The sequence below is a fragment of the Ferrigenium straubiae genome, from assembly GCF_051257895.1.
Lineage (GTDB): Bacteria > Pseudomonadota > Gammaproteobacteria > Burkholderiales > Gallionellaceae > Gallionella > Gallionella straubiae.
Genome location: NZ_CP194331.1, coordinates 687,350 through 714,025, shown reverse-complemented (window position 1 = coordinate 714,025; position 26,676 = coordinate 687,350). Strand labels below are relative to the sequence as shown.

The following is a 26,676-nucleotide window of genomic DNA, read 5'->3' as shown; positions in this document are numbered from 1 at the left end:
AGGATCAGCTCGCCGTGTTTAAAATTCTAGCCATGCATGCTTTGAAAAAACCTCTTGAGTTCGCACAGTCAAAAAATCACCAACTACTAAGAACACCATGATCCCTGTACCCGAGAGCCAAGATTCCATCTTCGAAGACTTTTGCGGAGAAGTATTTGCCGAAGGGATGCATCGCTTTGTCCATCATGTAAATGGCTTTCCCAATCTTGTTATGAAGATCAGCAAGGACGACAATACTTTCGCCAATTGGTGCGAGTATTTGGTCAGCAGCGCGTTGCATGGGCGGCCAGAGCCTGCTGCAAAACTAGTCGGCGAGGTCAAATCCATTAGTGCCACAGGAAAATATCTCATCATGGAACGGTTGGATGACGTTAGTGGCTCGTTGAGTGGTATTAAATACCCGGCTTGGCTTAACGATAGGAAACCCTCAGCCTTCGGACGGACAACGTTGGGCGAAGTGAAGGTTCGCGATTACGGGATGTTGAGGTTGGATGATGTCTTAGCAGGATGGAATATACGATTCGATGAACAACCTCAAGCAAGACTTTTTCCGAACGGGTTTGATCAGGACTACACCGCCCTTCTTGGCGAACGAATCGGTACTGATAATGGGCGCAGTGTTCACAAAGTTAAGGGACATGCAGATTATGTGATCAAAGTCTGCACTTTATCTCATAGATCAAACAGGATTGAGTTCTTGGTCCATTGGGCGTTATCGGACATGAATGCCGACGAATACCAATTCTTTGGCACACTGGAATGCTCCCGCACCGGCAAGTATCTTGTGATGGAGCGTCTGCAAGATTTGCCTCCGAACTTCGCAGGAAGCAAACCTAAGTTTCCATGGTGGCTTGTCGATACCAGCAATGCCCGCCTTGGAGTGACAGCTAGTGGCTGCGTAAAAATCCGTAGCTATAGCGAAATACGGTTAGGCGATGTACTGATGAGAGCGAAACTACACACTTTCCAGTAGGAGCACGAATACTCCCGGATTACCTAGTGACTAGTTGAAGGCAAAAACCGCCAGAAAATCCCAACCGTCAAAACGACCGCTTCGGCCGAGGAGCAGACGGCCGAGTCGCCCAACATGACTTCCGCTTCGGGTCGTTTGCTGACATTTCACCAGTGATTCTTCAGGGGAGTGTAGTTAGCCTGGCTTTCCGGCAACCACAGCGTCATCTGAATACCGATCACTATAACTATCCCCCAGAAAAACAAAAAGGCCACCCCGAAGAGTGGCCCAATAGTTGCCAAATGAGTTTCTAACTAGCCGCCTGCTGAGCCTTTGATTTCCTGCCCGGTGCTGCAGGAGGGGTATATCCAGCTACACGACAAGCCATCCCTTCGACTTTCTTGCCCTTCACATACCTGATCGTGTAACACGCTACGACCTCGTTTTTGGAGGTGAGCTCCGACAGGTGGCGGCGAACGCTGGCAAGCGAGTTACCTGTAGCAACTGCAATCTCAGTGTCGAGTTGCTCACCATTCTTTTTCAGATACTGTAGGATTTCATTCATAATTGCGGTGCCTCCAGTTTTGTTATGCGACCCACGGACTTTCTAATGCTGACCTGCGGACTATCTGAATATCAATCACTCGTAAGTTACCTCGAAAAGCAAAAAGCCACCCTGAAAGGATGGCCTAAGCGATTGAATCTATATGCTAAAAATTCTGGCTCCCCGACCTGGACTCGAACCAGGGACCTGCGGATTAACAGTCCGTCGCTCTACCGACTGAGCTATCAGGGAATGAAGAGGTGCGCATGATAGAGATTTTGCCTTGTCCGGTCAACCTCAAATTTGGCTTCTCATGAAGTGGTTGAAGCGTCTGTTAGTTGGTGTGCTTGCCTTGCTGATGCTGGCAATGGTGGCGATTTACCTGACCCCGCTGGATGCCTATGTGCCCGAGATTGAGCAGGTTCTGGGCGGGCAGTTGCGCGAGCCAGTCAGTGTCCGGCATCTCCGCATCACCGCACTGCCTTTGCCGCATCTTGAGTTGCAGGATGTACAGGTGGGTGGAGAGCAAGGGGTTGCCGCCCAGTCGGTTGTTGTGGGGCTGGATTTGCCCAGCTTGCTCGCGGGTAAGGTCGTGGTGGAGCACATCACCCTGAAGGATGGCACAGCGCATCTTGCGCAGGTGCGCAAACTACTGGATTTGTTTACCAGCACTCCTGTTATCGCGCAGAGCGTGCCGGTGCGCGAACTGGAGTTGTCCGGAATGAGCCTGATAACTCCGGGGATGGCGCTGGGGCCGGTCGAGGGCAAGCTGGAATTTGCGGATACTGGCCAATTGAAACTCGCGTCGTTTTCGATAGACGGGAAAAAGGTGACGGCCATCCTGGTGCCGCAGCCCGATCGATACTTTGGTGTGGTGATGCAGGCGCGGGATTGGACCTTGCCGCAATCCCCGCAATTTCCGCCGATGCAAATGGACGAATTGCAGGTGGTGGGTATGCTGGGCGAGCGGGATTTTGTGGTGCGGGATTTTTCCGTGGCATCGCACGGCATTCGTGTGGTCGGCTCTGGCAAAATTGACTTTTCGGATGGCTGGCAGGTGCAGGCGACACTGGGCCGGGCAGATGCGCAACTGGAGCAGGTGGTGGCCTTGCTGGGTAAGCCGGTCGAATTGACCGGTGCGATCTCTGCAAAGGGAACGCTTGGCAGCAAGGCAAACACCTTGAGTGGCTTGAAAAGCAATCTTCGTTTCTCCGGCGAAGTGCTGGTCAGCCATGCCACGGTGCATATTGCTGATGGATTGCGGAATCCACTGGTGTTCGATCAGATCAAGACGCGCATTGTGGTGCAGCCGGAACGTATGGAGTTGAATGCGCTGGAGGCGAGGCTGTACGGAGGCAAGCTGGCGGGGACGATGAGCATCGATCGCAAGAATGCCTTGCTGGCCGCTGAAATCGCCGTGAGCAGGATTGTGATGCAGTCCCTGGTGGAAGCCCTTACCGATGAATTGCTGTTTACCGGCAGCATGGATGGCGCGGCAAAACTTTCCCTGCGCCTGGACGAGTTGGAGCAGTTCCCGCAAAACCTCGGCCTGACCGGGAATTTTCACCTGCGCAACGGCGTGCTGACCAAGGTGGATCTGGTGCAGGCGGCAAGCAACCCCGGCAAGGCCTATGCCAAGGGGGGCGTGACCCGCTTCGATGATCTGAGCGGCTTGCTTACCATGGATGCGAATGGTTATCATTTCAAAAAACTAAAAATTGCATCCGGCTCGCTGAATGCCGAGGGCAAACTGGACATCAGCCATTCGCTGCTGCTGAAAGGGGCGCTGGATGCGGATGTGAAGGGAACGGCTGGCCTGGTCAGTATGCCGCTGACAGTTTCGGGGACGCTGGATAAACCGGCAGTCAGGCCGAGCGGATCGGCCTTGGCGGGGGCAGCGGTGGGCACGGCGATCCTCGGGCCGGGGTTCGGGACGGCGGTGGGGATCAAGGTCGGCGGATTTTTGAACAAACTATTTGGCAAGAACGACGATAAAAACGGCAACAAAAATACCGCGCCCGCAACGAAGTAATTAACAACCAAAAATAAAGCGCGCCATCAGTTAGAATGCGACATGGACAGTAATACTACTTTTGTCAGAACCTCCAAGGGCGAAGATGAGGTACGCAATAGGAGTGCGTACCTTGTCGGGGATATGAGGCGCGCCTTGTCGATGGTGGACGGAACCGCAACTTTCGGCGAAATCAGCAAACGCGCTGCACCCAGCCTGCGCAGCGTCCTCGATGAGATGTTCAAGGACTTGGAGAAGGGCGGTTTCATCCAGGATAAATTTCCTCAGAAAAAAGTCGCGCCTGTTGGCACCCCCAAGATGGCTACCCCGCTCAAGATGGCTACTCCGCTTAAAAAAACGGCGGATGAAGGCGTCGAGGAACTGGACTTCACCGCCGCATTTCGCGCGCCCTCTGCGGAAGCGCTGGCGGCCGAGGCGAAGAAGGCTGAAGAGGCAAAATTAAAGGCGCAACAGGAAGCTGACGCAGCGCGGCAGAAGGCCGAGCAGGAAGCGGCGCGGGCTCGCGCCGAACTCGAGGCGGCCAAGGCCAAGGCAGAGGCTGAAGCCAAAGCGCGTGCGCTGGCCGAAGCCAAGGCTAAGCAAGAGGTTGAAGCCGCGCGGGTCAAGGCCGAAGCGGAGGCCAGGGCACGCGCTGAGGCTAAAGCCAGGCAGGAGATCGAAGCGGCGAAATTAAAGGCGCAAAAGGAGGCGGAAGAAGCCCGCCTCCGTGCCGAACGCGAAGCCGCCAAGGCGCGCGAGGAGGCGGAACTCGCCAAACAGAAGGCGTTGGCCGAGGCTAGGGCGCGCGAAGAAGCCGAACGCCGCGCCAGGGCAGAAGCGGAAGCCGCACGGGTAAAGGCGGAGCAAGAGGCCGCGCGAGTGCGCGCCGAACTTGAAGCGGCCAAGGCGAAGGCTGCTGCTGAGGCAAAAGCCAGGGAAGAGGCGGAGCGCCGTGTGCGGGAAGAAGCCGAGGCGGCCAGGTTGAAGGCGCAGCAGGAAGCCGAAGCGGCGCGCCTCAAGGCGGAACGGGAAGCGGCCAAGGCGCGAGAAGAAGCGGAACTCGCCAAACAGAAAGCGGCAGCCGAAGCTAGGGCGCGTGAGGAAGCCGAACGCCGCGCCAAAGAAGAAGCGGAAGCCGTGCGGGTGAAGGCGGAGCAGGAGGCTGCGCGAGTGCGCGCCGAACTTGAAGCAGCCAAGGCGAAAGCCGAGGCAGAGGCGAAAGCCAGGGAAGAGGCGGAGCGCCGTGTGCAGGAGGAAGCCGAGGCGGCCAGATTGAAGGCGCAGCAGGAGGTCGAAGCGGCACGCCTCAAGACCGAACAGGAGGCCGCCAAGGCACGCGAAGAAGCGGAACTCGCCAGGCAGAAAGCGGCAGCCGAAGCCAGGCCGAAGGCCGTGGCAGCGGCGACGGCGCGATCCACCAGCGTGACCGTGCTGTTTTTCGATGTGGTCGGCTACACCAAGCAATCCGTCAATAAGCAAATCCAGATCAAAAAACAGTTCAACCAGTTGGTTTCCGATTGCCTGAACACGCTTGATGAAGGTGAGCGCATCATTCTGGATACCGGAGACGGCGCGGCGATAGGTTTCTTGCAGCATCCGGAGGATGCGCTGGAAGTGGCGATGCAATTCCGCAAGACGGTGATGGCCAATCAGCACAAGGATTTCCCCGACCTGAATGTACGCATCGGCATTCATCTTGGCCCGGTCAATATCGCCAAGGACATGAACGGCCGGAGCAACATGGTCGGCGACGGCATCAACGATGCGCAGCGCGTGATGAGCTTCGCCGGCATCGACCAGATATACATTTCCCGCCCCTATTATGATTTCGTTTCGCGACTGAGCGACGAATATGCCGATCTGTTCCAGTATCGCGGCCTGCAAAAAGACAAACACGAGCGAGAGCACACCGTCTATGAATTGGTGGATGCTGCGGCACCGGTTGCGCAAGCCGTATTGCCGCAAGCCAGTGAGCCTGCTGTGGCGATCAAGCTGGAGCCGTTCAGCTTTGCCATGCCCGAGGCAGTGACTCCTCCTGGATCACCCGCCGTGGCCCATGAAGAGCCCGAACCTCAGGGGGAGGCTGCCACACTGATGGGGGGGCAGGACCAGTTCAAACTTCCTGAATACAAGCTTCCGGAAGAAGGGAAAGCGGTCGAGGCGGCACAGGCCGTACCTGAACAGCCGTCGGCAGCGCCATTGCCTCCGGCGAGTGTGCCTGGAACGCCGCCCACCGAAGCCGCGGCCAAGCCTGCCGCAGAGGCACGCATGCCTTCGGCTGAGGAGGTGGCGAAGCTTGCGGAAACACAGGCCAAGGCATGGGCGGAGGCCGAGCAGCGCGCCGCCAAGGCCAGCGCAGAACGCGCCGCCCAGCCGCAAGAGGCGCCGCGCTCCGCCAAGGAGGTGCCGGCTCCACGGGCGCACCGCAAACCGCTGCCTTGGGGCAAGATCGGCACCGGGTCGTTCGTGGCGCTGGTGGTCGCGCTGTTTGTCGCCCCGCCGTTGCTGCCCATGAAAGACTACGCGACCGGCATCGAAAAAGCGCTCACTGCCAGCTTGCAGCAGCCGGTGCATGTCGGGCAATTGACAGGACGGCTGCTGCCTACCCCGCGCCTGGAATTGAAGGACGTATCGATAGGCGAGACCAGGCCGATCCAGGCACAGCAGGCACGGGTCGATTTCGCGTTGCCCGCCTTATTTTCCTCTAACAAGCCGATTACCGGGATCGAACTGGAGGGGGTGCAGGTCAACGGTGCGGCCTTGCCGCAAGTGTCCGCCTGGCTGCAAAAAATCGCCGCCGACACCCAGTATCCGGTTGCACGTATTACACTGAACCAAGGCAAGCTGGAAGCGGATGGCGTGCAATTGTCCGGCATCGGCGGAGAGTTGCGTTTCGATCAGGCCGGGAAGTTCATCCAGGCGAAATTACATGCCGAGGGAGACAAGCTTGCGCTGGACATGAATGCCGTGCCGGAAAACAAGATGCAGGTATCGATCGCGGTGCGCGGTGCATTGCCGCTGCTGCCGAATTGGGTTTTCGACGACTTGAGCGCGAAGGGAGAGCTGACTGCTGACAGCCTGGTGATCACCGAGATGGACAGCCGCATCATGGGCGGGGTGCTGCTCGGCGATGCGCGCATCGACTGGCGTTCCGGCTGGCGCGCCCAAGGCAGCCTGACCGCCAAGACCATCACCCTGCAGAACGTGAACAAGCTGCTGAGCGGCGACATGGACGGTACGGCGCGCTTCCAGATGCAGTCGCCGGGTCTGTCCAAACTCACCGAAGCGGCGACACTGGAAGGCACCTTCGTCGTCCGGAAAGGCGTCATCAGCGGCGTCGATATCGTCGAGACCGCCCGCCTGCGCAGCAAGGAAAACCTCCCAGGCGGACGTACCCATTTCGATGACTTGAGCGGCAATTTGTATTATGCCAACGGGGACTACCACTTCAGGCAGCTGAAGATGAATGCCGGGGTGTTGAATGCAACGGGCACAGTGGACATCGCCAAGCAGCAGATGTCCGGGCGCATCGTCGCCGACTTGACCATGCGCACAGGGATGGGATCGGCTGCGCTGCAGGTCGGCGGGACTACCGACAGCCCGTCATTGCAGATGGCACGGTAATTCCAATCCACCTGCAGAAAATCAACCTAATGCCTTGGTGAGGCGCTCCAGTACAGGAGATTTTGGCTTCGACCAACCTGAAGGTAGTCGAAGCCGCAATCTCAGGAAAGCGCCTTCGCTATGCGCTCCAGCGCATTCATGAGATTGTCCATCGAGGTGGCGAACGAGAGGCGCACATAACCTTCGCTGCCGAAGGCCGAGCCGGGTACCACGGCGACACCACCCTGTTCCAGCAGATATTCGGAAAGCGCGATGTCGGTCGCGGCCTTGATCGTGCCGCGCTGGTGCAGCCTTGTGATCGCCCCGCGCATGTCCGGGAAGGCGTAGAACGCGCCGCCCGCCATGAGGCACTGCACGCCGGCTATCTTGTTCAATTCATTTACCACGAACATATGCCGCTCGCGGAATGCCTTGAGCATCGGCGTGATGCAGCCCTGGTCGCCGTTCAATGCAGCTTCCGCCGCCACCTGCGAGATAGAGGTCGGGTTGGAAGTGCTCTGCGATTGTACGTTCTCCATCGCGGTGATGATGTTCTCCGGCCCCGCCGCGTAGCCGATGCGCCAGCCGGTCATGGAATAGGCCTTGGACACACCGTTCAGCACCATGGTGCGCGGATACAGGTCGGGGCAGGCATTCAGGATGTTGACGAACTTCGCATCGGTCAGCGCGATATGCTCGTACATGTCGTCGGTGGCGATGAGGATGTTGGGATGCTTGCGCAGCACCTCGCCCAAGGCCTTCAGTTCCTCAAAGGTGTACACCGCGCCGGACGGGTTGCTCGGGCTGTTGATGACCACCATCGTTGTTTTCGGTGTGATCGCGGCTTCGAGTTGCGCGGCGGTCATGCGGAAACCCTGTTCGATGCCTGCCTCAACGATCACCGGCTTGCCTTCGGCGATGATCACGATGTCGGGATAGGACACCCAGTACGGTGCGGGGATGATGACCTCGTCGCCGGGGTTGATGTAGGCAAGCGCGAGGTTGAAGAAGCTCTGCTTGCCACCACACGAGACCAGGATCTGCTTAGCGGCGTAGTCGAGCCCGTTGTCGCGCTTTAATTTCGCGATGATGGCCTGTTTCAGCGAGGGGATGCCGCCCACAGGGGTGTATTTGGTAAGCCCCTTGTTGATTGCATCGATAGCCGCATCCTTGATGTGCTGCGGCGTATCGAAATCCGGTTCGCCCGCACCCAGCCCGATGATGTCCTTACCTTCGGCTTTCAGCTTCGCCGCACGGGCGGTGACGGCGAGAGTTGGTGAGGGCTTGATGGCCTGTACGCGAGTCGAGAGTTTCAAGATATGTCCTTGCTGTTTGAACGAGGGAGCGAATTATACCTATGCGGCAGGGAAGAGGGGATGGATTAAAAGGCGGAAAAAATGAGGTACGGCTTGATGAGCGGGCGGATCCCCAGAGCAGAAAGCCATGCCGGCTTTCAGGAATCGGCAGCCTTTCGATCCTTAATTGACCATGAGTTGACGCACATCAGGGCTTCTTTTGTAAAAACCTTTTAATCTGTGCGGGTATTGGGGGAGGTGCTTCGGGCTGGCGGCCGTAATTTTAGCTAGCCATATGATCGTTAAGTGATTTTTATGCATGGTTGGATTCTGAAAATCATGCCTGAGAAGCGGGCTTCAGAAATAAGGCCGCTTGATGTACGTCTCCCTACAGGTTTGCTTCCTCTCTCCAAGTGAAGCATGCCAGCAACAGCTGGCTTTGTGCCGTACGGTTCATGCCGTACGGCATTTTTTTGCAACCATATCATGTTTTGCAAGCCTGTCAAAGGTAATCTTCGCTATCCATTCTCTGCAAAATGATGAGACGGGATGCCTAGCCGGATTTCTGTTTTTGCGGATGTTCTGGTGGCACGCGCAGCCAGGCAACCAGCACCAGCATTCCGAATGCTGTATAGGCAACCGTAAAGACCCAAGGGGGAAAGTCATAGAACAACACTCTTTGCAACCAGTACTGGATGAAAGAGCTTGAGTAGGCTTCACCACCCGTCGCCTCTCTTGCACGGCTCTCCCATTCGGTGAGCGGACATACTAGGCCCAGCCATGACTCCGTAATTACGATGCCGATAGCTACAAGGTGCGCTAGCCTGAACCACCAATTTTTGACCCAGCCCCACTGCCGATACTTCCCGAGCAGAACCGCAGCCAACCCCAGAACGACAAATGCTGCGAACAATGCATGGGTGGCAAGAATTAGATCGGCCAGGAACAGGTAGATGATCGTCCCCCTTAGCTAAAGGTATCTCCGTTTAAACCAGCGGGCGGGTAGTCAACGGCTATCGCGCAACTGGCGGAGGAGATCGAGAAGTCAAATAAACCAAGCCGTTGGTGATGTCCCCACTGGCTTTTGATGCGCTGTTGAAAAAATAATGTGAGATGTTTGATCCGTGCTGGATCAGTATTCTTTTCTGAAGACGATAGCGTTAATCTTGTCTATGTTCACTACAGCGTCGAAAAAAACTTTTCCGGCAAGTTGCGTGATATACACAACGGAGTCCCCAACCATAGTCACCTTTCCTTCAATCTCCTGGCCCGATTCGAGCGTGAGAGTCACGCGCTCATTCTTGAGATTAAGCAGGGCTTCCTTCATCGTGGTGTTTGTCTTGGGTTCGTACTTCACCACCGCGGCGGCATAGGCGGCCGGTGCCGGTAACACTGACAACCCGGCCACAAGCACCAGAACGTTTACTAATGTTTTCATTTATATCACCTCTCCGATAATGCCCGGCAGAAAAGAACCAGAGCCAAGGTTAGAAACCGGGTCATGATCGAAACGGTTTTTCGCCCCTTGCTGTGGAAGCATTTTCCGCGATGGCTTCCCGTTTGGCAATTGCCCCATTCCCCGTACAATACGCGCCTCATCATGAACGTCATCACCTTCCCCAACAGCCTCTACCGCCTGCACCAGCCATTCGAACCGGCAGGCGACCAGCCCACGGCCATCGCGCAGCTGGTGGAGGGGGTCGAGGACGGCTTGTCGTTCCAGACGCTGCTCGGCGTGACCGGCTCGGGCAAGACGTTCACCATGGCCAACGTCATTGCACGTACCGGGCGGCCGGCCATCGTGATGGCGCCGAACAAGACGCTGGCGGCACAGCTGTATTCCGAGCTGCGCGATTTCTTTCCCGAGAATGCGGTGGAGTATTTCGTCTCCTATTACGACTACTACCAGCCCGAGGCCTATGTCCCGTCGCGCGACGTATACATCGAGAAGGATTCCAGCATCAACGAGCAGATCGAGCAGATGCGCCTGTCGGCGACCAAGGCGCTGCTGGAGCGCGAGGATGCCGTGATCGTCGCGACGGTATCGGCGATCTACGGTATCGGCGATCCGGTGGATTACCACGGCATGATCCTGCACCTGCGCCACAACGAAAAAATGGCGCAGCGCGACGTGATCAAGCGCCTCGTCGAGATGCAGTACCAGCGCAACGAGCTGGATTTCCATCGCGGGACGTTCCGCGTGCGCGGCGACGTTATCGACATCTTCCCTGCAGAAAGCAGCGAGCACGCGTTGCGCCTGACGCTGTTCGACGACGAAGTCGAAACGCTGTCGCTATTCGATCCGCTCACCGGGCATATCCTGCAAAAGGTGCCGCGCTACACTGTTTATCCCTCCAGCCATTACGTCACGCCGCGCGCCACGGTGCTGGCCGCGCTGGAGACCATCAAGGTCGAGCTGGCCGAGCGCATCGCGTTCTATCAGCGCGAGAACAAGCTGGTTGAGGCACAGCGCATCGAGCAGCGCACCCGCCACGACATCGAGATGCTTAACGAGATCGGCTTCTGCAAGGGCATCGAGAACTACTCGCGCCACCTGTCGGGGCGCAAGCCCGGCGAGCCGCCGCCGACGCTGCTGGATTATCTGCCACCCAATGCGCTGATGTTCATCGACGAGAGCCATGTCACGATCCCGCAGATCGGCGGCATGTACAAGGGCGACCGCGCACGCAAGGAGAATCTCGTCAACTACGGCTTCCGTCTGCCTTCCGCGATGGACAACCGCCCGTTGCGTTTCGACGAATTCGAAAAGGTGATGCGCCAGAGCATCTTCATCTCCGCCACGCCTTCGACCTATGAGGCCGAACATGCCGGCCAGGTGGTGGAGCAGGTGGTGCGCCCGACCGGGTTGATCGATCCGCAGATCGAGGTGCGCCCCGCGACGTACCAGGTGGACGACCTGATGTCCGAGGTGAACCTGCGCGTGGAGCAGGGCGAGCGCGTGCTGGTGACCACACTGACCAAGCGCATGGCGGAGCAGCTCACCGAATATTTTTCCGAGCACGGCATCAAGGTGCGCTATCTGCATTCCGACGTCGAGACCGTGGAGCGCGTCGAGATCATCCGCGACCTGCGCCTCGGCATGTTCGACGTGCTGGTCGGCATTAACCTGCTGCGCGAGGGGCTGGACATCCCCGAGGTGTCGCTGGTCGCGATCCTCGATGCCGACAAGGAAGGCTTCCTGCGCTCAGAGCGCTCGCTGATCCAGACCATCGGCCGCGCCGCGCGCCACCTCAACGGCAAGGCGCTGCTGTATGCCGACAGGATCACCGATTCGATGCGCCGCGCGATCGACGAGACCGAGCGCCGCCGCACCAGGCAGGTGGCCTATAACTTCGCGCATGGCATCACGCCGCAGGGCGTGCAGAAGCGTATCAAGGACATCATCGAGGGCATGTACGAGCCGGAAGCCGCGCGCAGCCAACTCAAGGCTGCGCAGGAGCAGGCAAAATATCTGGCGATGAGCGAAAAGGATGTGTCGAAGGAAATCGCCCGGCTGGAGAAGGAAATGCTGCAAGCCGCGAAAAACCTGGAATTCGAGCGTGCCGCCGAGCTGCGCGACCAGTTGAAAAAACTGCGCGAGAGCGTGTTTTTGTCGGCGCTGTAAGATCCAGGGTCTCGGAAAGCTTTAACTTGCCGAGGCCCTGGAGGATTTATACCCTGAACCGCGCCACCGCAGCCTGCAGTGAGTTGGCGGATTCCCGTAACTGGGCGGATGCCTGGGCGACATCCTGAATGGCAAGAGCATTTTGTTCCGACATGGTGGCGATTTTTTCCACGTTGGATGCAATCAGGCCGCTGGAGGAGCTTTGCTGCTGGAGGGCGGCAGAAATGCTGTTGACCGCATCCACCACCCGTTCCGAGCCGCTGCTGATTTCGCCCATGGCCAGGCCGGCCTCCCCGGCCATCGCCACTCCGGTATCGACGCGTTGCTGCCCTTGATGCATGGTTTCCACGGCGTGCTTCGTTTCGGACTGGATGGCGCCGATCATGGCAGTGATTTCATCGGTGGATTTGGCGGTGCGTTCGGCGAGTTTTCTGACCTCGTCGGCCACCACGGCAAATCCGCGCCCCTGCTCGCCGGCGCGCGCCGCTTCGATGGCGGCGTTGAGCGCCAGCAGGTTTGTCTGGTCGGCAATGTCCTTGATAACACTGGCAATCGCGGAAATGTTGGCGGAGTGTTCACCCAAGGAAAGGATCCGCTGCGAGGATTGATTCACGCTCTCGGCAATGTTGCTCATTTCCGCCGAAGCCTGGCTTACGATGCCGGCGCCTCGTTTGGCGGTTTCGCCGGCTTCCTGGGCCAGCGCAAAGGAATCGCGGGCATTCTCGGCCATGTGCTCGATGCTGGTGGTCAGTTCTTCAACTGCCGCCGCCGCTGAAGCCGCCGCTTCGCTTTGCTGTCCGGACTGGCTCGCCACATCGTTGGAGGTGGTGGAAAGGGAATCGGATAGCTCGGAAATGTGCCGCGCGTTGCTGGTGATGTTGCCGATCATCTGGCGCAGGGATTCCTGCATGTGACCCAGCGCATTGAGCAATGCACCAATTTCATCTTCGCGCCGGGTGCTGACCAGATTGGACAGGTCGCCATTGGCGATTTTTCCGGCGGCGGCAACCGCCTCGTTCAACGGGTTGATAACCAGCGAACGCGACAGCCAGAACAGCAAGCCCACCAGAATGCCGCCCAGCACCACGCCTATCGCCACGACGACGAAGATGGCCTTGTTGACCGCGCCGCTCACTTCGTCCCTGGGGTAGGCCGATACGATCCCGAAACCCCAAGGGGTGAAGGTTTCCCGTTTGATCTCCCATCCCTGGATGTTGCCGTTTGCAACACCCAGAACTGTTTCGGGGGTGACGTTTTCGGAATGGAATCGCACCTTGCCCTTGTCGTCCAGCAGCGCGATGAAGCCGCCGCTCAGGATGCGGCTCCTAGAGATGGATTGCTGCAAGGCCTGCATGTCGATCTTGTAGCCCACGTACCAGATGCCGACAGTATTTTTCTGGGCGTCGAGTATGGGTTCATAGCCGGTGAGGAATGGGTTGCCCAGGATGTCTACCTGGCCATAGAAAGCCTGGCCTGCACGGATAGCCTTGATGGCCTTGCCGTTGGGGTCGAGTATCGTGCCGATGGCGCGTTTGCCGTCGCTTTTTTTCACGTTGGTGCTGATCCGCACGAATTCCTCGCCCGACTTGGAAAATAACGTGGCGGTGCCTCCCTGGCTGGAGGTCACGCCATCCACCAGTTCGAAGTGGTGTGCCTGGGGCTGGTTGCTAAAAATCAGGTCGGGCGGCATTTTGCCTTCGACTTCCACCGGATTGCCCTGGCGCGGAACGCCGATAGCGCCGCCGCGCTCGATGAGCAGTTTCATCGAGCCCTTCACGCGCTCCATCATGATAGCGTCGGTAACGGCAAGAATCCGCGCTATGTTGGAGAGCTTTTCCTGGCTTTCACTCTGGGCAGACTGCTCGATGCTGCGGCTGTTGCCGATCGAAATGGCTGCGACGAGGATAAGCGTGACGACGACGACCAGTGCTGAAACGGGCAGGATGAATTTCGCTTGGAGGCTGCGGGGAAGCATGAAATGACTCCTTATATATTAACAACTTATGTGAAGCCGATCTTCTGTGGTACAGGTTGTAATCTTGTTGCGCACTCTGGAATTGCCGGGCAATCCTTCCTTCGACTGGCGCCTCGGATTTCTTTGTGTTGAGCGGATTAAACGTTATTTCAAGATTCGCGGCAAGCACCGCCCCTAATGTATAATGCGCCCCTTTGAAATTACCCGGATAGGAGGAAATTGTGCCTATTTATGCTTACGCTTGTTCCAGTTGCGGCCTGCAACAGGATGTCCTGCAGAAAATGAGCGATGCGCCGCTCGCCACTTGCCCGGAATGCGGCAAGGAAACCTTTGCCAAACAATTGACCGCAGCCGGTTTCCAGCTGAAGGGCAACGGCTATTACGCCACCGACTTCAAGAACCCGACCAAGGCTGAACCCGCCAGCGCACCTTGCTGCGGCGGCGGTTCCTGTGCGGCGGCAAGCTGATTAGCCGATGAAGAAATACCTCATCACCGGCCTGCTGGTCTGGGTGCCGCTCGGCATCACCATCTGGGCGCTGAATCTGGTCATCGGCACGATGGACCAGACGCTGCTGCTGCTGCCTGAGCATTGGCGTCCGGACAATCTGCTGCCTTTCCACATTCCCGGTCTGGGCATCATCCTGACGCTGGGTGTGGTGGTGCTGACCGGACTGCTGATGCGCAACGTGTTCGGCCAGCGACTCTGGGAAGCATCGGAAAAGGCGATGCTGCATGTGCCGTTCGTCGGCAGCATCTACAAGGGCGTCAAGCAGGTCAGCGACACCCTGCTGTCCGGCAGCGGCAACTCGTTCCGCAAGGTGCTGCTGGTGCGTTACCCCCACCCGCAGGCCTGGTCACTGGCGTTTCAGACCAGCGTGCCGGGCGAGGTGGCAGGGCAGTTCGACGAGGAATATGTCGCAGTGTTCATACCCACCACGCCCAGCCCGGTGAACGGTTTTTATTTCTACGTGCGCAAGGCCGACACCATCGAGCTGGAGATGACGGTGGACGTGGCATTGCGCTCCATCGTCTCGATGGGGGTGGTCGCGGATACCGAAACCGCAAAGCACCGTGCCATCACCCATAACCCTTAATTCAGAACGGATCTTTCCAGAAACAACCATGCGAACTCATTATTGCGGACTGCTCAACATCGACCAACTCGACCAAACCGTCAGCCTGTGCGGCTGGGCGCATCGCCGCCGCGACCACGGCGGGGTGATCTTCATCGATCTGCGCGACCGCGAAGGGCTGGCGCAGGTTGTCTGCGACCCCGACCGCCCGGAGATGTTCGGGATCGCCGAATCGGTGCGCAACGAATTCGTGCTGCGCGTCACCGGCAAGGTGCGCCGCCGCCCGGAGGGCACGACCAATGCCAATATCGGCAGCGGCGAAATCGAAATCCTGTGCCACGAGATCGAGGTGCTGAATACCTCGGTGACGCCGCCGTTCCAGCTCGATGACGAAAATCTTTCCGAGAACGTACGTCTGACACACCGTGTGATCGACCTGCGCCGCCCGCAGATGCAGAAGAACATGATGCTGCGCTACAAGGTGGCGATGGCGTTCCGCCGTTTCCTCGACAGCCGCGGCTTCATCGACATCGAAACGCCGATGCTGACCAAGTCCACGCCGGAGGGCGCGCGCGACTACCTCGTGCCGTCGCGCGTGCATCCGGGCGAATTTTTCGCACTGCCACAGTCGCCGCAGCTGTTCAAGCAGATGCTGATGGTGGCCGGCTTCGACCGCTATTATCAGATTACCAAGTGCTTCCGCGACGAAGACTTGCGCGCCGACCGCCAGCCGGAATTCACCCAGGTCGATATCGAGACTTCGTTCCTGAACGAGACGCAGATCACCGCGCTGATGGAAGAGCTGATCCGCACCGTGTTCAAGGAAGGGCTGGATGTCGACCTGCCCAATCCCTTCCCGCGTATGACCCATGCCGAGGCGATGGCGCGCTTTGGCTCGGATAAGCCGGACCTGCGCATTACGCTGGAGCTGACCGAGGTGACTGATGCGGTGCAGGATGTCGCCTTCAAGGTGTTTTCCGGGCCGGCCACCAGCGGCGGCCGCGTCGCGGCGCTGCGCATTCCCGGAGGCGCTACGCTCACGCGCGGCGAGATCGACGGTTACACCGAGTTCGTGAAGATTTACGGCGCAAAGGGACTGGCCTACATCAAGGTCAACGACATCACGCAGCTCAACGAGACCGGCCTGCAATCGCCGATCGTGAAGAACCTGCACGAGGCGGCGCTGAAGGCCGTCATCGAGCGCACCGGCGCACAGAACGGCGACCTGATCTTCTTCGGCGCCGACAAGACCAAGATTGTCAACGACGCGCTCGGCGCATTGCGCAGCAAGATCGGCCATGAAAAGGGTTACACCAACGGCAAGGCCTGGGAGCCGCTGTGGGTGGTGGACTTCCCGATGTTCGAGTACGACGAGGAAGAAAAGCGCTGGACGGCCTGCCATCATCCGTTCACTGCGCCCAAAGACGAGCATCTGCAATTCCTGGAAAGCGATCCGGGGCGCTGTCTGGCAAAGGCCTATGACCTAGCCTTGAACGGCTGGGAGCTTGGCGGCGGCTCGGTGCGTATCCACCGCGAGGTGGTGCAGTCGCAGGTGTTCCGCGCGCTCAACATCGGCGCGGAGGAAGCGCAACTCAAATTCGGCTTCCTGCTCGACGCGCTGCAATACGGCGCGCCGCCGCACGGTGGGCTGGCATTCGGGCTGGACCGTATCGTCACCATGATGACCGGCGCCGAATCGATCCGCGACGTGATCGCCTTCCCCAAGACGCAGCGCGCGCAATGCCTGCTGACCCACGCGCCGAGCGCGGTGGACGAAAAACAGTTGCGCGAACTGCATATCCATCTGCGCAAGCAGGTGCAGACATCGGTGGAAGTCGCGAAGGGCTAGACGATGTCGCGTCACTTGCGCCTCTGGCTGCTGGCGGCGTTGCTGTGGTTGCCGCAGGTGCAGGCGGCAGATACGGCAGGGCAGGCCAGCCTGCCGCTCATCGCGGTGGCCGAGCTGCCCGCTGAGGCGCGCGACACCTTGCAGGCCATCAAACGTGGCGGGCCATTCGCCTATGAGCGCGACGGTGTGGTGTTCAGGAACTATGAACGCATCCTGCCCAAGCAGCCGCGCGGCTACTATTACGAATATACGGTGAAAACGCCCGGGGCGCGCAATCGCGGTGCACGGCGCATCGTGTGCGGGCCATTGCCCGAATGTTATTACAGCCCCGACCATTACCGAACCTTCAAACGCATCAGAGAATAGCCATGAATTCGCTGACACAACAATTAAACGATACTGCTGCGGCAGGCAGCTATACGCTGCGATGCAGCGTGGACGAGTTGCGCAACGCGGCCAGCGAGGCCGGCTTCGCGCTGTTCGATGCCGACCTCAGGGGAGTCAAGGGCAAGCTGAATCTGCTCAATGCGCTGGCGCAAGCAGCCGCATTTCCGCCCGAATTCGGCGCGAACTGGGATGCGCTGGCGGATGCGCTGTGCGACCTGTCGTGGCATGGCGGGGCGGCGGGTCACGTGCTGCTGCTGCGCAACGTCAGCGACACCTTCGGCCTGTCCGCCAACGATCGCGAAATTGCGCAGGATATCCTTGCAGATACGGTGGTGTACTGGCGGCAGCGCAACAAGCCGTTCTGGATCTTTTTCGTCTGAGGTATGGCGCGCTACAAACAGCCGGTCTCGGTGCTGGTGGTGGTCTATACCGCCGAACTTGAAGTGCTGCTGCTGGAGCGCGCCGATCACCCGGGCTACTGGCAGTCGGTCACCGGCAGCTGCGAGCCGGGTGAGGCGCTGCGCGAGACGGCGTTGCGCGAGGTGCGCGAGGAGACCGGGCTGGAGGTGGAGCAATATGTGCTGAGTGACTGGCAGGCGCAGAACGAATATGAGATTTACCCGCACTGGCGCCATCGTTATTCGCCTGGCGCCACGCGCAACACCGAGCATGTGTTCGGCCTGCAACTCCCGCGGCGCCTGCCTGTCCAATTGACGCCGCACGAGCATCTGAACTTCCAGTGGCTGGCGTGGCAGGAGGCGGCGGAGAAGGTTTTTTCGCCGAGCAATCGCGCCGCGATCCTGGAACTGCCCGGCCGCGCGGCCAGAAAGACACCATGAACGAGAACGTGATCCATATCCCGTACGAACATCCAGATGCCGCGCAGACCGGCTGCAGCACGATGCAGGCGTGGGCGAAGCGGCCGCGCGAGCCTGAGCCGGGCGAAAAGGCCGAGCTGATCGCGCGTATCAAGCGCATGCTCAAGGAGCAGGATGCCGTGCTGGTGTCGCATTATTACGTGCACCCCGACCTGCAGGACCTCGCGGAGGAGACCGGCGGCATCGTGTCCGATTCGCTGGACATGGCCAATTTTGGCCACCAGCATCCGGCGAAAACCATCGTGGTCGCCGGCGTGCGCTTCATGGGCGAGACCGCGAAGATACTGAATCCGGAGAAGCGCGTGCTGATGCCCGACCTGGAGGCGGAATGCTCGCTCGATCTGGGCTGCCCGGCGGACGAATTCAGCGCGTTCTGCGACGCACACCCCGACCGTACCGTGGTGGTATACGCCAACACCAGCGCGGCGGTGAAGGCGCGTGCCGACTGGATGGTGACCAGTTCGATCGCGTTGCCCATCGTCAGGCACCTCAAGGAACGCGGCGAAAAAATCCTCTGGGCGCCGGACCGGCACCTCGGCAGCTACGTGCAGGAACAGACCGGCGCGGATATGCTGCTGTGGCAGGGCTCGTGTGTGGTGCACGACGAATACAAGGCGCGCGAACTGCTCGAGCTGAAGGCGCAGCACCCTCAAGCCAAGGTGCTGGTGCATCCCGAAGCGCCGCGCGCGGTGGTCAAGCTGGCGGATGTGGTCGGCTCCACGACACAACTCATCAAGGCATCGCAGCAGCTCGATGCAAACGAATTCATCGTCGCGACCGACAACGGCATCCTGCACAAGATGCGCACCCTGTCGCCGCACAAGGTGTTCCTCGAAGCGCCGACTGCCGGGCACGGGGCGACCTGCACCAGTTGCAGCCATTGCCCGTGGATGGCGATGAACGGCCTCATCAACCTCGCCGAAGTGCTGGAGAGAGCGGGAGGGTCGCCGCGTAGCGGCGGGGTACCCACCGGCCTACCCCTTGCGGGTGCGGGCAAGAACGAGATTTTCGTCGATCCTGCGGTCATCCGGCGCGCCGCGCTGCCGATCCGGCGCATGCTGGACTTCGCGAAACAGATCAATCTGCCGACGCGCGGCATCGGCAACGCCTGATTTTGATTCACAATGCATTTTGCGGTCTGCGGCATGAGAGTTTTGCCGCCGCGGCCTTGCTGTGCCTGCGACTTGAATTGATAATGCGCCCATGACTACGCTGAAAATCGCCACCTACAACATTCACAAGGGCTTTTCCCATTTCAATCGCCGCGTGGTGGTACACGAGTTGCGCGACCGCCTGCGCGAGCTGGATGCCGACATCGTGTTTTTGCAGGAAGTGCAGGGCGAGCACGCGCGTCATGCCGAGCGTTACCACAACTATCCGGACAGCGCGCAGCACGAGTTCATTGCGGAAGAGGTCTGGCCGCATTGCGTCTACGGCAAGAATTGCGTATACGAGGCGGGGCATCACGGCAATGCGATCCTCAGCCGCTTCCAGATCGTGAAATCGCTGAATATGGATGTTTCCGCGCATCGCTTCGAAAGCCGCGGACTGCTGCATTGCGAGATCGATCTTGACGGGCAGCTCGTGTACTGCCTGTGCGTGCATTTCGGCCTGTTTGCCAAGGGCAGGCGCGAGCAGGGGCGCATCCTCGTCGAATATGTCCGCAACAACATTCCTCCTGAAGCAGCGCTGATTATCGCCGGAGATTTCAACGACTGGCGCAACCAGATGGGTCGGACCATCGCGAGCGATCTGGGCATGCAGGATGTCTTCCACCTGCACGGTGGGAGGCCGGCGCGCAGCTACCCGGCCAGCCTCCCGCTGTTTCGCCTCGACCGCATTTATGTGCGCGGCTTCAGCGTGCTGCACAGCGATGTGCATGCCGGCGGGAATTGGGGGCGTTTGTCAGACCATGCCGCGCTTTCGACGCGGTTAAGGCGGCTGTCCGAAATGACATGAGCGCCGGCCATCAAGTTGCCGGGAATCAACTCGCGCTGCTGCAGAACGGTGCGGCGTTTTTCCCGCAATTGTGTGCCGACATCGATGCCGCGCGGCATTCGGTTTATCTGGAAACCTATATTTTCGCCGAGGACGAAACTGGGCACATGATCGCCGATGCCTTGCGGCGTGCCGCGGCACGCGGGGTGGCGGTGCGTGTCCTGCTTGACGGCTTCGGCTCGGCGGAGCTACCGCAATACCGGGTGGACGAGTTGCGCAGGGCGGAAGTCGAGGTGCAATGGTTCAGGCGCGAAGTTTCTCCCTTTACCCTGCAGCGCAGCCGCAAGCGCCGCCTGCTGCGTATGCACCGCAAGCTGGCGGTAATGGACGGCAAGGTGGCCTTCGTCGGTGGCATCAACATCACCAACGATATTCCGGAGTACAGCGATTTCACCATGCCGCGGCTGGACTATGCAGTACGCGTGCAAGGCATGGTCGCCGGCGAAATCCATATGGCCATGCGGCGCCTGTGGGGGGTGGTGTCATGGGCCAACTTCCGCCGGCGCAGCAAGGAAATCAAGCGATTTATTCTGGAGAAAATGGAGCCTGCGGCTGCGCCGGACATCGCTGTTCTGTTGCGCGACAACCTGCGCCACCGGCGCGATATTGAACGTGCCTACCTTAAGGCCATTGCCGGCGCGCAGCACGAAATCATCATCGCCAATGCCTATTTCCTGCCCGGGCGGATTTTTCGCCGTGCCCTGAAGCGTGCGGCGCGGCGCGGTGTCCGTGTAATGCTGCTGCTGCAGGGGAAGGTCGAATACCGCTTGCAGCACTATGCGACGCATGCGCTCTATGACCGGTTGTTGGCGGCGGGCGTGGAAATTTATGAATACCAGGCCAGTTATCTGCATGCCAAGGTTGCCGTGGTAGACGGTCAATGGGCGACCGTGGGTTCCTCCAACATAGACCCGTTCAGTTTGCTGTTGGCGCGCGAGGCGAATCTCGCCATACGGGATGCGGGATTTGCCGGCGAGCTGCGCTCAAGTCTGCTGTCTGCAATCGACAACGATGCAGTGCGTATCGGGGATGAATACCGCGGGACACGCCATTTTTTCGGCCGCCTGATCGCGCGTCTCAGTTACAGCGTGGTGCGCCTGTTGATCGGTATGGCGGGAAACCACGGGCAGGGTTCGTAGCCTAGTATCTGAGCCAGTCGCCCATCTTGCGCATGATGTACGGATATAATGCGTCCCGGTTATTTTTCCTGCCTCGATATGCGACCTTCCACGCACTCTGATGCCCACAACGATCACCGCGGCGATTGGCAGGCCATCCGCTCCCTGCTGCCTTATCTATGGGAATTCAAGTGGCGCGTCGCGATCGCACTGACCCTGCTGGTGCTGTCCAAGCTCGCCAATGTTTCCGTGCCGCTGGTGCTCAAGGAGATCATCGATACGCTGGACAAGCCGCAGGCGGCGCTGGCGGTGCCGGTATTCCTGATTGTCGGCTATGGCGTGCTGCGCATGCTCAGCACGCTGTTCGGCGAATTGCGCGATGCGGTGTTTGCCAAGGCGACGCAGCGCGCGATCCGGCGCGTGGCCTTGCAGGTGTTCGAGCACCTGCACAGCTTGAGCCTGCGCTTCCATCTCGACCGCCAGACCGGCGGAGTGTCGCGCGACATCGAGCGCGGTACGCGCGGCATCGGCTTCCTGCTGAATTTCATGCTGTTCAACATCCTGCCGACCTTGCTGGAAATCGGCTTGGTGGCCGCGATCCTGCTCGGCAAATACAACATCTGGTTTGCGGCGATCACGTTCATCACGCTGCTGGTCTACATCGCGTTCACCCTGTTCGTCACCGAGTGGCGCATGGTGGTGCGCCGCTCGATGAATGATCTCGATTCCAAGGCAAACAGCCGCGCCATAGACAGCCTGCTGAATTACGAAACGGTGAAGTATTTCGGCAACGAGCAGTACGAGGCACACCGTTATGACGAGAATATGCGGCACTGGGAGGTCGCGGCGGTGCGCAACACCACCTCACTGGCCTACCTGAATGCGGGGCAGAGCTTCATCGTCGCCATCGGGATCACCGCGCTGATGCTGCTGGCTGCGGACGAGGTGGTCAAGGGAACGATGACGATGGGAGATCTGGTGCTGGTCAACGTATTCATGATCCAGCTGTACATGCCGCTGCATTTTCTCGGTTTCGTGTATCGCGAAATTCGCCATGCCCTCGCGGATATGGAGAAAATGTTCGGCCTGCTGCATGAGCATCGCGAAGTCGCGGACGCGCCGGACGCACAACTTCTGGAGGCAGGCAGGGCCGAAGTGCGTTTTGATGACGTTAGCTTCGGCTATGCGCCGGACCGGCAGATTCTGTTCGATGTGAGCTTTGCGATCCCGGAGGGGCACACCGTGGCGGTGGTCGGCGCGAGCGGGGCGGGCAAGTCGACGTTGTCGCGGCTGCTGTTCCGTTTCTACGATGTGCAGCAGGGGCGCATCCTCATCAACGGCCAGGATATCCGCTCGGTGACGCAGAGCAGCCTGCGCACGGCGATCGGCATCGTACCACAGGACACCGTGCTGTTCAACGACACGATCTACTACAACATCGCCTATGGCCGCCCCGATGCGACGCATGAGGAAATCATTGCCGCGGCCCAGGCCGCGCATATCCATGATTTCGTCATATCGCTGCCGCAGGGTTATGACACCCCGGTGGGCGAGCGCGGCCTGAAGCTATCCGGCGGCGAGAAACAGCGTGTGGCGATCGCGCGCGCCATCCTGAAGAATCCGTCGATCCTGATTTTCGACGAGGCGACTTCCGCACTCGACTCGAAATCGGAGAAGGCGATTCAGGCCGAACTGCATGCGATTGCGCGGAACCGCACCACATTGATCATCGCGCATCGCCTGTCCACTGTGGTGGATGCCGACCAGATCCTGGTGATGGACAAGGGGCGCATCGTCGAACGCGGTTCGCATCGCGAGTTGCTGGCGCACAACGCGCTTTATGCGCAAATGTGGAATCTTCAGAAGCAAGAGGAGAAAATCCATCCTGTCTATTGATTTACATCAATATTCATGTATGCTACGCAAAAATAAGTGGCTCAGGGGGAGTTTTACGTGAAAAAAATACTGCTGATTTGTCTGCTGGCCGGACAAATGTTAGTGGCTCATGCGGGTGAATATCATGGAAAGCGAGCCGTATTCAAACCGGCTCACGCTCAGTCCGGCGTAATAGCCGCCACCAGTTCCGCACCCCGTTTGCATTCTGCGATTGCGCTGATTTACGACCAGCATGCGCAGAGTCCGCTGTATGCCAAAAACTCCGATACGCAGACTCCCATAGCGTCAATTACCAAGCTGATGACGGCGATGGTGGTGCTGGATGCGCAGCTGCCCCTTGATGAAGAAATCACCATCGATAAAGCGGACATCGATACACTCAAAGGCACGCATTCGCGCCTGCGCATCGGCATGAAATCGACACGCAACGAACTGCTCAAACTGGCATTGATGGCCTCGGAGAACCGCGCTGCCAATGCCTTGGCACGCACATATCCGGGCGGGCATGACGCGGCAATCTCGGCAATGAACGTCAAGGCATACGAACTCGGCATGCAAAACACGCGCTTTCTTGACCCTGCCGGATTGAACAGCAGCAATGTTTCGACGGCGCATGATCTGGTCAAGATGGTCTCGGCGGCACGCAACTATCCCCTGATACACCAATACACCACCGCCTCGTCGCACTCCGTGGACGGCTGGAGAGGGCGCGAGATGCGCTTCGTCAACACCAACCCCCTGGTCAGGAACGCATCGTGGGATATCGGCGTGAGCAAGACCGGCTACATCAGCGAGGCGGGACGCTGTCTGGTGATGGAGGCGACCATCAACCAGCGCCCGGTGATTATCGTGCTGCTTGATTCATGGGGGAAAAATACCCGTGTCGGCGATGCCAACCGCATCAAGAAATGGATGGAGAGCAGCAACGCGCGCGTTCACCTTCAAATGGCGGCCCGCAGCTGATCGCGTCGCGATATTGTTTATCGAGTTGATCATTCTGGTAGTGCTGGTCGCGGTCGTGGTGATTGCATTGCGGTCGCGATGATTGCGCTGTGCTGACCTAAATATTTTTCCAAACAGTAGCGCATAAGCAGAGTTGTGGCTCCGACACGCTGCTGTGCAGCTTCACATCGGCTTTGCCGATATGAGCCTGCGCCGCAACTTGGTTTTGCTGTTTTTACGGTAGAGGTAGTTGTGGTTCCGGCCGTCGCTTTGCGACTTAACTTGCTTCGCAAGTTAGCCTCCACCGCAATCTAGTTTTGCTGTTTCACAGCAAAACTAGATTGTCTCGATGAATGATTTCTTCATCGCCGCCGTAGCCGAGCAAGGTTTCGATTTCCTGGCTGGCATGGCCCGCGATGCGCCGTGCTTCTTCGGCGTTGTAGTTGGTCAACCCGCGCGCGATGTCGCTGCCGTCTTCGGCTACGCAGGCGACGACCGCGCCGCGCTCGAATTCCCCGAATACGTTCCTGATGCCTATCGGCAGCAGGCTTTTGCCCCCGGAGCGCAACGCCTTGATCGCGCCGCCGTCCAGCACCAGCTTCCCCGCAACCTGCAAATGGCCGGCCAGCCATTGCTTGCGCGCGGCCAAGGGGAGGGATGGGGCGGTGAGCAGGGTGCCGATGGCCTCACCCTGCATCAGGCGCAGCAGCACATCGTGCTCATGACCCGATGCGATGACGGTATGCGCACCGCTGCGCGCCGCGCGTTTCGCCGCGAGTATCTTGGTGATCATGCCTCCGCGCCCGATAGTGCTGCCTGCGCCACCCGCCATGCTTTCCAGCTGCGCATCGCCTGCCTGAGCCTCGCTGACCAGTGTGGCATTGGGGTCTTTGCGCGGGTCGGCGGTGTACAGGCCGCTCTGGTCGGTGAGGATGATGAGCGCATCGGCGTCGATCAGGTTGGTGACCAGTGCGCCCAGCGTGTCGTTGTCGCCGAACTTGATCTCATCGGTTACCACCGTGTCGTTTTCGTTGATGATCGGGATGACGCGTAGCGAGAGCAGGGTGGTCAGCGTGGTGCGCGCGTTCAGGTAGCGTTCGCGATTGGCCAGATCGGCATGGGTGAGCAGCACCTGCGCGGCATGCAGATCATGTTTGCGGAAACAGCTTTCATAGGCCTGCACCAGCCCCATCTGCCCGACTGCCGCAGCAGCCTGCAAGTCGTGTATCGAGGTCGGGCGGGTGTGCCAGCCGAGGCGTTGCATGCCTTCGGCGATTGCGCCGGAGGAGACCAGCACCACCTCGCGGCCAGCGGCGTTGAGCGCGGCGATCTGCCGTGCCCAGTTGCCCAGCGCGTCGAGATCCAGCCCCGCCCCCTGGTTGGTCACCAGGCTGCTGCCGACCTTGACGACGATGCGTTTGCATTGGGTCAATACGGTTTTCATGATCTAAATTGTGCTTGCATCGCTTTCCTGTGCACTGTTCGCAGCGGCTTGCTGCTCTCGTGCGGCCATTTCCTGCAAATGCTCCATGATCGCATAAGTCAGTTCCTTGCAGCCCTCGCCGTTGATCGCCGAGATGGCGAAGTGGCGGTCGAAATCACTGAACTGCTTGAGGAAGGCGGCTACTTTCTCCTCGCGGTCTTCCAGCAGGTCCAGCTTGTTCAGCACCAGCCAGCGCGGTTTTTCATAGAGTGACCGGTCGTATTTATTCAATTCGTTGAGGATGGCGCGCGCTTCGGCAACCGGATCGGTTCCCTCGTACATCGGCGCAATATCTACCAGATGCAGCAACAGGCGGGTGCGCGCCAGGTGGCGCAGGAATTGATGCCCCAGTCCGGCGCCTTCCGCTGCGCCTTCAATCAGGCCGGGGATGTCGGCGATGACGAAGCTCTTCTCATGCGATACGCGCACCACGCCCAGATTGGGGTGCAGCGTGGTGAACGGGTAATCGGCCACCTTGGGGCGCGCAGCCGAAACGGCGCGGATAAAGGTTGATTTTCCGGCATTCGGCATGCCGAGCAGCCCGACATCGGCGAGCACCTTCAGTTCGAGCTGCAATTCGCGTTCCTCACCGGGTTCACCCGGCGTGCATTGGCGCGGCGCGCGGTTGGTGCTCGACTTGAAATGCAGGTTGCCTAGGCCGCCCTTGCCGCCTTTTGCCAGCAGGGCCTTCTCGCCGTCGTGGGTGAGGTCGGCGATGACCTCGCCGCTGTTGATGTCGGTAATCACCGTCCCGACCGGCATGCGCAGCACGATATCGTCCGCGCCCTTGCCGTAGCAGTCTGAGCCACGCCCGGATTCGCCGTTTTTGGCGCGATGCACGCGGGTGAAGCGGTAATCGACCAGCGTATTGATGTTGCGGTCCGCCAGCGCATAGACGCTGCCGCCGCGCCCGCCGTCGCCGCCGTCCGGTCCGCCTTTCTCGATATATTTTTCACGTCGAAAGCTGGCCGCGCCGTTGCCACCCTTGCCGGCAAAGACTTCGATCCTGGATTCGTCGATGAATTTCATACGGTCTATACCCAAAA

The 26,676-nt window shown here is 59.3% G+C and carries 22 protein-coding genes and 1 tRNA gene; 15 read left to right on the top strand and 8 right to left on the bottom strand.

Features of this window, described 5'->3' with window-relative positions; genetic code table 11:
- Positions 1 to 97 precede the first annotated feature (97 nt).
- Complete coding sequence (locus ACRRNM_RS03255; RefSeq protein WP_435626810.1) at positions 98 to 973, top strand: hypothetical protein; 876 nt, start codon at positions 98 to 100, stop codon at positions 971 to 973.
- A gap of 289 nt (positions 974 to 1,262) precedes the next feature.
- On the opposite strand, the gene ACRRNM_RS03250 is transcribed toward ACRRNM_RS03255, so the two are convergent.
- Positions 1,263 to 1,517 (bottom strand): winged helix-turn-helix transcriptional regulator, encoded by a 255-nt coding sequence (locus ACRRNM_RS03250; protein WP_435626809.1) that lies wholly within the window; start codon positions 1,515 to 1,517, stop codon positions 1,263 to 1,265.
- A 155-nt stretch (positions 1,518 to 1,672) separates the two neighbouring features.
- Positions 1,673 to 1,748: transfer RNA gene (locus ACRRNM_RS03245), tRNA-Asn, on the bottom strand.
- Between the two features lie 70 nt (positions 1,749 to 1,818).
- Between ACRRNM_RS03245 and ACRRNM_RS03240 the strand changes: the two genes are divergently transcribed.
- Entirely contained in the window at positions 1,819 to 3,528 is a 1,710-nt protein-coding gene (locus ACRRNM_RS03240; RefSeq protein WP_435626808.1) for a hypothetical protein, read from the top strand.
- Between the two features lie 42 nt (positions 3,529 to 3,570).
- Complete coding sequence (locus ACRRNM_RS03235; protein ID WP_435626807.1) at positions 3,571 to 7,131, top strand: adenylate/guanylate cyclase domain-containing protein; 3,561 nt, start codon at positions 3,571 to 3,573, stop codon at positions 7,129 to 7,131.
- 101 nt (positions 7,132 to 7,232) lie between these two features.
- On the opposite strand, the gene ACRRNM_RS03230 is transcribed toward ACRRNM_RS03235, so the two are convergent.
- The 3 genes from ACRRNM_RS03230 to ACRRNM_RS03220 all read right to left on the bottom strand — a co-directional run bounded on the left by ACRRNM_RS03230 (position 7,233) and on the right by ACRRNM_RS03220 (position 9,843).
- Positions 7,233 to 8,426, bottom strand: coding sequence for a pyridoxal phosphate-dependent aminotransferase (locus ACRRNM_RS03230; protein ID WP_435626806.1), 1,194 nt, complete (start codon positions 8,424 to 8,426; stop codon positions 7,233 to 7,235).
- A 532-nt stretch (positions 8,427 to 8,958) separates the two neighbouring features.
- Positions 8,959 to 9,348 carry a DUF2784 domain-containing protein gene (locus ACRRNM_RS03225; protein WP_435628632.1) on the bottom strand — a complete coding sequence of 130 codons (390 nt, stop codon included), beginning with the start codon at positions 9,346 to 9,348 and terminating at the stop codon, positions 8,959 to 8,961.
- Positions 9,349 to 9,537: 189 nt separating this feature from the next.
- Complete coding sequence (locus ACRRNM_RS03220) at positions 9,538 to 9,843, bottom strand: hypothetical protein (RefSeq protein WP_435626805.1); 306 nt, start codon at positions 9,841 to 9,843, stop codon at positions 9,538 to 9,540.
- 162 nt (positions 9,844 to 10,005) lie between these two features.
- On the opposite strand from ACRRNM_RS03220, the gene uvrB reads away from it, so the two are divergent.
- Entirely contained in the window at positions 10,006 to 12,030 is a 2,025-nt protein-coding gene (gene uvrB / locus ACRRNM_RS03215) for an excinuclease ABC subunit UvrB (RefSeq protein WP_435626804.1), read from the top strand.
- A gap of 46 nt (positions 12,031 to 12,076) precedes the next feature.
- On the opposite strand, the gene ACRRNM_RS03210 is transcribed toward uvrB, so the two are convergent.
- On the bottom strand, positions 12,077 to 14,005 hold the full coding sequence (locus ACRRNM_RS03210; RefSeq protein WP_435626803.1) for a methyl-accepting chemotaxis protein: 1,929 nt from the start codon (positions 14,003 to 14,005) through the stop codon (positions 12,077 to 12,079).
- Positions 14,006 to 14,226: 221 nt separating this feature from the next.
- Here ACRRNM_RS03210 and ACRRNM_RS03205 point away from each other — a divergent pair, with 221 nt between their 5' ends.
- The 11 genes from ACRRNM_RS03205 (at position 14,227) to pbpG (ending at position 24,168) form a co-directional block, all read left to right on the top strand.
- On the top strand, positions 14,227 to 14,472 hold the full coding sequence (locus tag ACRRNM_RS03205) for an FmdB family zinc ribbon protein (RefSeq protein ID WP_435626802.1): 246 nt from the start codon (positions 14,227 to 14,229) through the stop codon (positions 14,470 to 14,472).
- Between the two features lie 7 nt (positions 14,473 to 14,479).
- Positions 14,480 to 15,100 carry a DUF502 domain-containing protein gene (locus ACRRNM_RS03200; protein WP_435626801.1) on the top strand — a complete coding sequence of 207 codons (621 nt, stop codon included), beginning with the start codon at positions 14,480 to 14,482 and terminating at the stop codon, positions 15,098 to 15,100.
- 28 nt (positions 15,101 to 15,128) lie between these two features.
- On the top strand, positions 15,129 to 16,928 hold the full coding sequence (aspS, locus tag ACRRNM_RS03195) for an aspartate--tRNA ligase (RefSeq protein ID WP_435626800.1): 1,800 nt from the start codon (positions 15,129 to 15,131) through the stop codon (positions 16,926 to 16,928).
- Between the two features lie 3 nt (positions 16,929 to 16,931).
- Positions 16,932 to 17,294 (top strand): ribonuclease domain-containing protein, encoded by a 363-nt coding sequence (locus ACRRNM_RS03190; RefSeq protein ID WP_435626799.1) that lies wholly within the window; start codon positions 16,932 to 16,934, stop codon positions 17,292 to 17,294.
- A gap of 2 nt (positions 17,295 to 17,296) precedes the next feature.
- Positions 17,297 to 17,695 carry a barstar family protein gene (locus ACRRNM_RS03185; protein ID WP_435626798.1) on the top strand — a complete coding sequence of 133 codons (399 nt, stop codon included), beginning with the start codon at positions 17,297 to 17,299 and terminating at the stop codon, positions 17,693 to 17,695.
- A 3-nt stretch (positions 17,696 to 17,698) separates the two neighbouring features.
- Positions 17,699 to 18,154, top strand: coding sequence for a dihydroneopterin triphosphate diphosphatase (gene nudB, locus ACRRNM_RS03180; RefSeq protein ID WP_435626797.1), 456 nt, complete (start codon positions 17,699 to 17,701; stop codon positions 18,152 to 18,154).
- Positions 18,151 to 19,305, top strand: coding sequence for a quinolinate synthase NadA (gene nadA / locus ACRRNM_RS03175; RefSeq protein ID WP_435626796.1), 1,155 nt, complete (start codon positions 18,151 to 18,153; stop codon positions 19,303 to 19,305). Before nudB ends, nadA begins: the two co-directional genes overlap by 4 nt.
- 91 nt (positions 19,306 to 19,396) lie before the next feature.
- Complete coding sequence (locus ACRRNM_RS03170; RefSeq protein ID WP_435626795.1) at positions 19,397 to 20,152, top strand: endonuclease/exonuclease/phosphatase family protein; 756 nt, start codon at positions 19,397 to 19,399, stop codon at positions 20,150 to 20,152.
- On the top strand, positions 20,149 to 21,330 hold the full coding sequence (gene clsB / locus ACRRNM_RS03165) for a cardiolipin synthase ClsB (protein ID WP_435626794.1): 1,182 nt from the start codon (positions 20,149 to 20,151) through the stop codon (positions 21,328 to 21,330). The genes ACRRNM_RS03170 and clsB overlap by 4 nt, the downstream gene beginning before the upstream one ends.
- Positions 21,331 to 21,408: 78 nt before the next feature.
- Complete coding sequence (locus tag ACRRNM_RS03160) at positions 21,409 to 23,205, top strand: ABCB family ABC transporter ATP-binding protein/permease (protein WP_435628631.1); 1,797 nt, start codon at positions 21,409 to 21,411, stop codon at positions 23,203 to 23,205.
- Between the two features lie 198 nt (positions 23,206 to 23,403).
- Positions 23,404 to 24,168, top strand: a complete 765-nt coding sequence (gene pbpG, locus ACRRNM_RS03155; RefSeq protein ID WP_435626793.1) for a D-alanyl-D-alanine endopeptidase — start codon at positions 23,404 to 23,406, stop codon at positions 24,166 to 24,168.
- Positions 24,169 to 24,472: 304 nt separating this feature from the next.
- Here the strand turns inward: pbpG and proB are convergent, their stop codons facing one another.
- Positions 24,473 to 25,591 (bottom strand): glutamate 5-kinase, encoded by a 1,119-nt coding sequence (gene proB, locus ACRRNM_RS03150; RefSeq protein ID WP_435626792.1) that lies wholly within the window; start codon positions 25,589 to 25,591, stop codon positions 24,473 to 24,475.
- A 3-nt stretch (positions 25,592 to 25,594) separates the two neighbouring features.
- The gene (gene obgE / locus ACRRNM_RS03145; protein ID WP_435626791.1) at positions 25,595 to 26,659 is read right to left on the bottom strand and encodes a GTPase ObgE; all 1,065 of its coding nucleotides are present in this window, start codon (positions 26,657 to 26,659) and stop codon (positions 25,595 to 25,597) included.
- Positions 26,660 to 26,676 lie beyond the last annotated feature (17 nt).